Source organism: Microcoleus sp. A6-C6, from assembly GCF_036705955.1.
Classification (GTDB): domain Bacteria; phylum Cyanobacteriota; class Cyanobacteriia; order Cyanobacteriales; family Microcoleaceae; genus Microcoleus.
Window position 1 is genome coordinate 1 of the sequence record NZ_JAUBVR010000086.1, and the last position, 7,305, is coordinate 7,305.

Annotated in this window: 8 protein-coding genes; all 8 read right to left on the reverse strand. The window is 46.6% G+C overall.

Features of this window, described 5'->3' with window-relative positions; genetic code table 11:
• Positions 1-302: 302 nt before the first annotated feature.
• Positions 303-1,475 (reverse strand): molybdopterin-synthase adenylyltransferase MoeB, encoded by a 1,173-nt coding sequence (gene moeB / locus QUB52_RS24840; protein ID WP_265239696.1) that lies wholly within the window; start codon positions 1,473-1,475, stop codon positions 303-305.
• Between the two features lie 79 nt (positions 1,476-1,554).
• Positions 1,555-2,034, reverse strand: a complete 480-nt coding sequence (locus QUB52_RS24845) for a M67 family metallopeptidase (protein WP_332973903.1) — start codon at positions 2,032-2,034, stop codon at positions 1,555-1,557.
• Between the two features lie 85 nt (positions 2,035-2,119).
• Complete coding sequence (locus QUB52_RS24850) at positions 2,120-2,716, reverse strand: Uma2 family endonuclease (RefSeq protein ID WP_332973905.1); 597 nt, start codon at positions 2,714-2,716, stop codon at positions 2,120-2,122.
• A 208-nt stretch (positions 2,717-2,924) separates the two neighbouring features.
• Positions 2,925-3,152, reverse strand: coding sequence for an indolepyruvate ferredoxin oxidoreductase subunit alpha (locus QUB52_RS24855; RefSeq protein ID WP_194010874.1), 228 nt, complete (start codon positions 3,150-3,152; stop codon positions 2,925-2,927).
• A 197-nt stretch (positions 3,153-3,349) separates the two neighbouring features.
• A complete protein-coding gene (locus QUB52_RS24860; RefSeq protein ID WP_332973906.1) occupies positions 3,350-4,585 on the reverse strand; it encodes an ATP phosphoribosyltransferase regulatory subunit in 1,236 nt (411 codons plus the stop codon).
• A gap of 105 nt (positions 4,586-4,690) precedes the next feature.
• Positions 4,691-5,662, reverse strand: coding sequence for a J domain-containing protein (locus tag QUB52_RS24865; RefSeq protein WP_265239692.1), 972 nt, complete (start codon positions 5,660-5,662; stop codon positions 4,691-4,693).
• Between the two features lie 102 nt (positions 5,663-5,764).
• The gene (locus QUB52_RS24870; RefSeq protein WP_332965967.1) at positions 5,765-6,580 is read right to left on the reverse strand and encodes an inositol monophosphatase family protein; all 816 of its coding nucleotides are present in this window, start codon (positions 6,578-6,580) and stop codon (positions 5,765-5,767) included.
• Positions 6,581-6,709: 129 nt separating this feature from the next.
• Complete coding sequence (locus QUB52_RS24875; RefSeq protein WP_265239326.1) at positions 6,710-7,225, reverse strand: thermonuclease family protein; 516 nt, start codon at positions 7,223-7,225, stop codon at positions 6,710-6,712.
• Positions 7,226-7,305: the final 80 nt, after the last annotated feature.

Here is a 7,305-nt window from a genome sequence, read left to right on the forward strand (position 1 = left end):
TGTAGACCCACTGCATCGTCATGTATCTACAGCTCGACTTTTGAAGCAAGCTCAGCAAAAACCTTGACAGGGCTAGCCCACGGAGGCCTATGCCCTATGCCGGAAGCGTACCTGATCTTTCTGAGAAAGGCTATATATCAGATCAGCGAAGATGAGACAGCAGTTGAAACCGCTTCTTGCCAAACGATGTCAGCCGGACGCCGACTGAAGAAAATAACATAATGTCAGATGTCCGGTCTTTTTCATCAACCCGCCTCCGCGGGTTTTGTTTGTGTAGATGCGGTTTCAACCGCCCCGTCTTCTTAATATTGAGGAACAGACGAATCTACTTCTTGACTCCAAGCATTAATTCCGCCCTTAACATTAATCCCCTCAATTCCCGCTTCCTTCAAAATGCCCAAGGCCTTCGCAGAACGCCCGCCCATTTTGCAATGTGCAATCAAGCGATGCCCGTTCAACAATTCCTTGACCTTAGCAACACCTTCGCCGTGTTCGATATCCGGCAAAGGAACCAAAACTGACCCAGGAATTTGAGCAATTTGATACTCGTTAGGATTGCGGACATCTAACAATACAAAATCCTTCGCACCGCTGTCGATTAACTTTTTAAGTTCAGTGACAGTCATCTCAGAAATTTGCTGTTGTTCTTGCGCTTCCTGGGCTTTAGCTTGAGGAATGCCGCAGAATTGTTCGTAATCGATTAACTTTTCAATTACGGGGCGCACTGGATTCGGCCGCAGTTTCAATTCGCGGAATGTCATTTCTAAGGCATTGTAAAGCAACAATCTGCCGCTCAAGGTTGTGCCTTGACCTAAGATAATTTTGATAGCTTCCGTTGCTTGGATAGAACCGATAATACCGCACAAAACGCCTAAAACGCCGCCTTCGGCACAGGAAGGAACCATCCCTGGAGGGGGTGGTTCTGGGTACAAATCGCGGTAATTCGGGCCGCCTTGGTAGTTGAAAACTGTTGCTTGTCCTTCAAATCGGAAGATGGAACCGTAGATGTTGGGTTTGTTTAAAAGGACTGCAACGTCGTTCATCAAATAGCGAGTCGGGAAGTTGTCCGTGCCGTCGATGATGATATCGTAGGGAGTGGCAATGCCGATCGCATTTTCGGAACTAACGTGAGTATTGTACAAATCAACTTGACAAAAAGGATTAATTTCTAAAATCCGATTTTTCGCCGACTCAATCTTCGGTTTCCCAACCCAAGAAGTGCCGTGAATTACTTGGCGCTGCAAGTTGGAATGGTCTACAACATCAAAGTCTACAATCCCAATGCGGCCAACACCGGCGGCTGCTAAATACAGCAGCAGCGGCGAACCGAGTCCTCCCGTACCGATGCAGAGTACGCTGGCTGCTTTGAGACGCTTCTGCCCTTCCAATCCAACTTCTGGGAGGATGAGGTGGCGAGAGTAGCGTTCGTATTCTTGTTTGTTGAGCTGGATCTCGTCCAGATTAGGATTTAGCATGATATTCTGTTATAGGCTGATTTTGAATTATATCCTATCTGAATTTTTCGCATTTTTGCGTGTTTGTTATTTTTACTAACTATTTCTTAATCTGAGTCGGTTCGACTGCGACAATTTCCTCTGCTTGAAAGTAGCCCTCTGCGTCCAGACTCCAACTGCGGAGGTCTTGTGAACTGCCTTGTCGGACGGACACTATGATGTAGGAGTATTGGGCCCATGCCAATGTCCGATCGCACTCCGAGGGCACTGCGGGATTATCTGGGTGAGAATGATATATGCCGATGATGTCTAAATTGCGATCGCGCGCGTGTTTCATCGCCCGCAACATATCTTCAGGTCTAATAGCATATCTGCGTTGTTCTGTCAAGTCTTTTTGTTCCGGCCAATTCTCCTGGGCTTCGGCACTCCAAGCGTTGTCAGTCGGCACAACTTCTACTAAAGTTTTAACACTGTGTGCGATCGTACCTAACAATAAACCGCAGCATTCTTCAGGATAAGCGCTTTCGCCGTGGCTGCGGATGGATAACAGTTGTTCGGGGGTAAGTGCGATATTTTGCATTTTCTTTTAGGCTTTTTTTAATGAACTGCTTTGGCCGCGCGCCAGCGAAGAGAAGGGAAGAAAAGATTTTATAATTGATTTTGGATTATCTAGCTGTTTGCAAAACATTTCTATAAGCAATCACAGCTTCAGTCTGGTTATCATATCCTACATATTGACTCAACACAGAAAAATCTAACTCAGGTAAAAATTCACTACTCGAAATTAACTCATAACCAGACTCTCGCAAATGGTAAAGAGAAAATCGGTCATCCGCCCAAAACCAGACTTCAGGAACCTGCAAACCGCGATACACATCCAGTTTATCAACTCCGCCGCTAGTCAGAGCAATTTCTATCACAATATCCGGGACTTCTGCAAGTAAACCCAAACAGTAACACTCATCTGGTTCCGCACCCCGTCTCACGGCTTCGCTGCGAAATGTAGCATTTCCGTAACCGTTGAGATTAATTAGCCTTTCAACTGCATAAATTTCTATCAACCGCGCAATAATTGTTTTGAGTCTTTCGTGTTCTGGCGAAGTCGTCATAATAATTTCTAACGTTCCTTCCAAGTAAGTCATCCGGGGGAATTCATCGACAAACATCTCGGAAAGTTGCTCGTATTGTCCCCAAGTCACATCATATAAAATAATGCGCTGTTCGGTAGCTGGTTCGAGAGTTTTTGGATCTAAAAGTAGCATAATTAATTACCTGCACTTAGATATCTAAACGTTAGATTTTTCTGATTTTCTCACCCTTATTCTCTGTGATCTCTGTGCCCTCTGCGGTTCAAAAAAAAATCAATTTAGCTAACTAACAGTAGGGTGTATCAGGCCCAAACCCTTAGCCTGTAGTCAAAACATTCAAACCTGACGCACCCTACAATAGCTATCTAGCCATCAATTGCTATCAAGTTGGTGTTTGCTGCAATTCTGGCCGTTCATCTGGGACGATCGCATTTTCGACTGGACAGACTTGCAAACAAATGCCACAGTCTATGCAGGTATCAAAATCAATCCAATACCAATCAGTACCTTTGACATTTTTGCCCGGGCCTGGGTGAATGCAAGCCACCGGACAAGCGCCGACACAATCAGCAACTCCCTCGCAAATATTTGTAACGATAGTGTGTGCCATGTTTCTATTTTAGATTTTAGTTTTTAGATTTTAGATTTGACATTATATCATGTCTGTCTAATTACAACAATACAATTGGTTGGCAGTGAGGAATGCGAGTCCTCTGTTTTTTTGCGGCCTGAAGTCCTCACTACAAACTGTTTTTATTGCTGGTAATTTCGTGGACATGATATTAGGAATTAGGTTTTAAACACATCCTAGTTTACGGTTTCAATTGTTGCAGCACCTGCGGCATTTACCCAGGCAATTTGACCAATTCTACGATCGCGCGCGTAGTCCCTGGCTTCCTCTTCTGTCTCCCTTCTCTCTAAATCTATCTCCACCCGTACTAGGGGAGTAGACTCTCGGAGTTTGCGGGCATAATCAAAGGCCGCTGCCGCTGCTTCGGGAGTTTGAGGCACAACTAACCATTCGCTGGCTGCTGTCTCTGTAGGCAATTGACCCTCTGTCAACAAAACTTGGTGCAAATCTTCAATATTCAGACAAAACCCGATGCCGGGGGAGTTTTGCCCTTGGGGGTCGAACAGTCCCAACAGTCGATCGTACCGCCCGCCTTGTCCTAAAACTCGCTGTCCGCTTTTGCTGCTACTGACAACTTCAAACACTATTCCAGTGTAGTAGTCAAATGTTTGAATTAAACTCAAATCGAGGTGAATGTGAGATTTTAAATTGGGGATTTTTGCTTGACATTTGTGCAGCAGTTCGATCGCACTTTTGAGTTCATTTAACGCCGCTTGCTGTGGCACATCTAAATCCAGCTTCGCCACAATCTCCAATACATCTTCTGGGCGGCCGCGCAAGTCAAACAACAGCAGAGCTCTTTCTCGCAATTCGTCAGAAAGCGGCAAAGTTTCCAAGGCTATGCGATCGAGATTGGCGATCGCCGATCGCACTTTTTGGCGCACATTTGGCGGAAACGGTTCTAGCAAAGTTGCAGTCAAGCCCGCTTCTCCCAAAACCAAATGCCAGTCATCAATTTCTAAGCTCTGCAAGCACTCAGACAGCAGCAGCAGCACTTCCGCATCCGCAACGCTTCCCCCCGCGCCGAGGAGTTCTACCCCAGCTTGATAGAACTCCTGTTGCCCGCCGGAACCCGTATCTGCGCCTTTGCGGAAGACGTTGGCGTTGTAGTAGAGACGCTGGGGCTGCCAGCGAGTCCCGGACATCCGCATCGCAGCCGCGCGGGCGATGGATGCTGTCAATTCTGGCCGCAAGCCGAGTTCTCCATCTTCGGCGTCTTGGAGTTGAATTAAGGTCGATCGGTCGATCGCGCCCCCAGCCATCAAAGTCTCCAGCCTTTCTAGAGTAGAGGTAATAATCCGGTGATAGCCCCAGCGGTGAAAAACCTGCTGTAAGCGCCGTTCGATCGAAATTTTTTGAGCAACGTCAAGGGGCAATAAATCTCTTGCACCCGATGGGGGTTGGTGAACCATATCAATTTTAGATTTTAGACTTTAGATTTTCGATTGACATTAGAAGCTTACCTTGAGAGACGGTGTTAAAGAAGACCGGGCGGTTGAAACCGCCGTCTGATCTTTTTATTTCTTCTTCCCGCTAAACAAACCCTCAAAAAATGCGCCCAGTTTGCTCTCATTTTTCTTTTCCTTTGCCCCCGAAGCTGCTGCCTGTTCCAGCTTTTTCTTAACTTCCAAAGCCGTCGGTTCTTGAGGATTTGATGCCAAAGCTTTTTGCACCTCAAGTTTTGCCATTGTGGCTTGATTTTGTTGAAAGTAACACATTGCTAACAAAGCGTGAGCTTGGCTGTGTTTTGGCTCGCGTTTCACGGCTTCTTTCAACTCTAAAATTGCTTTGGCGTAACTTTTGCTGTCCATGAATCCTTGAGCTCGGCGACAAGATCCGTCAGCCACGGAGTCTACTGGGGGTTTGGTCGGCGGAGGTGGCACTAGATTTGCTGCGGCTGGGGTTGCGGCTGGTTTTGTTACGGCTGGGGTTGCTACTGCTGGTTTTGTTGCGGTGTTAGTTGGTGGGGTTGCTGATTTTGTGGGCGAACCAATTCCAACCGCACCGCCAAGCCGCTCTTTTCGCAGCAAATAAACCATGTTGAGTTCGCTAATTTGAGCGATCGCATCTTCGGTTTCCGCAACCGATTCGTACTGCTTGAGAGCGAGTTTGCCCACTGCTGTTTTGTAAGCTTCTTCCAAATCTTTAGCGGTAGCTAACTCTTTGGCTGCTGCGCTTTCGATTTGCATTTTTGCTTGTTCTTTAAGGACGCGCTTACCGATGGCTGCTAACAGCAAGTTGTATTCTTTGCGATCGCTTTCCTTAGAGAATTTGTTGTATGCCGGAGTGACCATTTTTGACAAAAATTGGTTAGCCCAATCTTTATCGGCTTGGTCTTCAAAAGAGCAAGTATCCGAATGCAAGCGGCGGGCAATTTTCATGTAGCGCTTGCGGATGTCGTTAAACTCGGCGTCTAAAGGAACTCCCAAAATTGCGTGCTGATCTATAACGTCGTACTTGAACAGCCCTTTTGTCATTTCAAAAGACATAACTTTTACTCTCGCTTTCTTGGCTTTTCACTATTCTTTAATGTAGCCTGAGTCAAGGGGTTATGACCCCCGTACTATCCCTGAGCTCTTGTTGCGGGCGTGCTACCTCCAGGAAGATAAGGGCGGAACTGCTAGCAGTGCGCTGCTGAGTTCGGCGTGTATTTTGCCGTTTGTGGCCAAAACTCGACCAGAGTTGATCTCAAAGGCACTACCGTCATAGGCTGTAACTTGACCTCCGGCTTCGGACAGGATCACTACACCGGCTGCTACATCCCAAGGCGAGAGTCCCCGTTCCCAGTATCCGTCCGATCGCCCGCAGGCTGTATGTGCGAGGTCTAGGGCAGCTGAACCACTACGCCGCACGCCTTGGGTGAGGTGGGTGAGGTGACAGAATTCGGCATAATTATTGTCTGCTGTTTCGCGCCGATCGTATGCAAAGCCGGTCACTAGCAAGCTGGTTCTCAATTCTGAACTTTGGGAAACTGCGATCGACTTACGGTTACAGGTTGCCCCCAATCCTTTGCCTGCCCGAAACAATTCGTTATGTAAAGGGTCGTAAATTACGCCGATTTGTGGTATGCCATCGATTAAAAGCCCGATCGACACAGCGTAAAAAGGATATTGGTGAGCATAATTAGTTGTACCGTCCAAAGGGTCGATCGCCCACAGGTATTTGCTGCTAGCATCCCCTAATTTGCCCGATTCTTCGGCGAGGATGGCGTGTTCGGGTACGTGGCGGCCTAGAATTTCTAAGATGACGGCTTCTGATGCTTTGTCGGCTTCTGTGACTAAATCGCCCGATCGGCCTTTTTCTTGAATGTTTTCTAATTTACCGCAAAAAGATTGCAGTACGGAACCAGCGGCGAGGGCTGCTTCGGTGGCTATTTCAAGGAAGTTTTGCAGTTGATTGTCTATCATTTGGAAGAAGGAAGAAGGAAGAAGGAAGAAGGAAGAGATAAGAAGGAAGAAGGAAGAGACAAGAAGGAAGAAGGAAGAATAATCCCAATGACAACTGTCAACTGTCAACTGTCAACTGTCAACTGTTAACTATTTCTGATTTTGCTGGCGGAATTCTGCGGGTGTTTGGCGCATGGCTCGTTCTGGATTCCAAAGACCTTTTCCCATGAGTCTCGCCCATTCTTGAGCGTTGATCAGTCGCTGTTGATATTTAGTATTTCGCGATCGCACTGAGGCCAAAACATAACCTTCTTTGACTAGCTGTTCGTTGAGCAGAATTTGATCTTGCCACAAATAGGCTAATTTGCGATCGAACTGGTCTTTAACTTCGATGTCGGATTCTAACAATACTTGTTTTCCCTCAATTAGCTGTTCTAGTCTTTGTTTGGCTGCTTCTCCCCAAGGCTGTTGTTTTAAATCTGGTGCATCAATACCAATCAGCCTGATTTGTTCTAATAAGGCGATTTTGTCGGCTGTGCTAATAACTTCGATTGTTTGCCCGCTGATCGCCCTTTCTACTTTGGCGATCGTACCTTGGCGCATTTCTGGTTTTTGGCAGCTAGCTAACAACACGCAAAGGGCGATCGCAAATAACCGATAAAGCATGGATAATTGGTAATTGGTAATTGGTAATTGGTAATTGGTAATTGGTAATTGGTAATTGGTAATTGGTAATTGGTAATTGG

Excerpts from the sequence above, each read along its gene's own strand:
- QUB52_RS24865 (WP_265239692.1), bottom strand. The coding sequence starts at position 5,662 with ATGTCTTTTGAAATGACAAAAGGGCTGTTCAAGTACGACGTTATAGAT.
- QUB52_RS24845 (WP_332973903.1), bottom strand. The coding sequence starts at position 2,034 with ATGCAAAATATCGCACTTACCCCCGAACAACTGTTATCCATCCGCAGC.
- moeB (WP_265239696.1), bottom strand. The coding sequence starts at position 1,475 with ATGCTAAATCCTAATCTGGACGAGATCCAGCTCAACAAACAAGAATAC.
- QUB52_RS24875 (WP_265239326.1), bottom strand. The coding sequence starts at position 7,225 with ATGCTTTATCGGTTATTTGCGATCGCCCTTTGCGTGTTGTTAGCTAGC.
- QUB52_RS24855 (WP_194010874.1), bottom strand. The coding sequence starts at position 3,152 with ATGGCACACACTATCGTTACAAATATTTGCGAGGGAGTTGCTGATTGT.
- QUB52_RS24860 (WP_332973906.1), bottom strand. The coding sequence starts at position 4,585 with ATGGTTCACCAACCCCCATCGGGTGCAAGAGATTTATTGCCCCTTGAC.
- QUB52_RS24870 (WP_332965967.1), bottom strand. The coding sequence starts at position 6,580 with ATGATAGACAATCAACTGCAAAACTTCCTTGAAATAGCCACCGAAGCA.
- QUB52_RS24850 (WP_332973905.1), bottom strand. The coding sequence starts at position 2,716 with ATGCTACTTTTAGATCCAAAAACTCTCGAACCAGCTACCGAACAGCGC.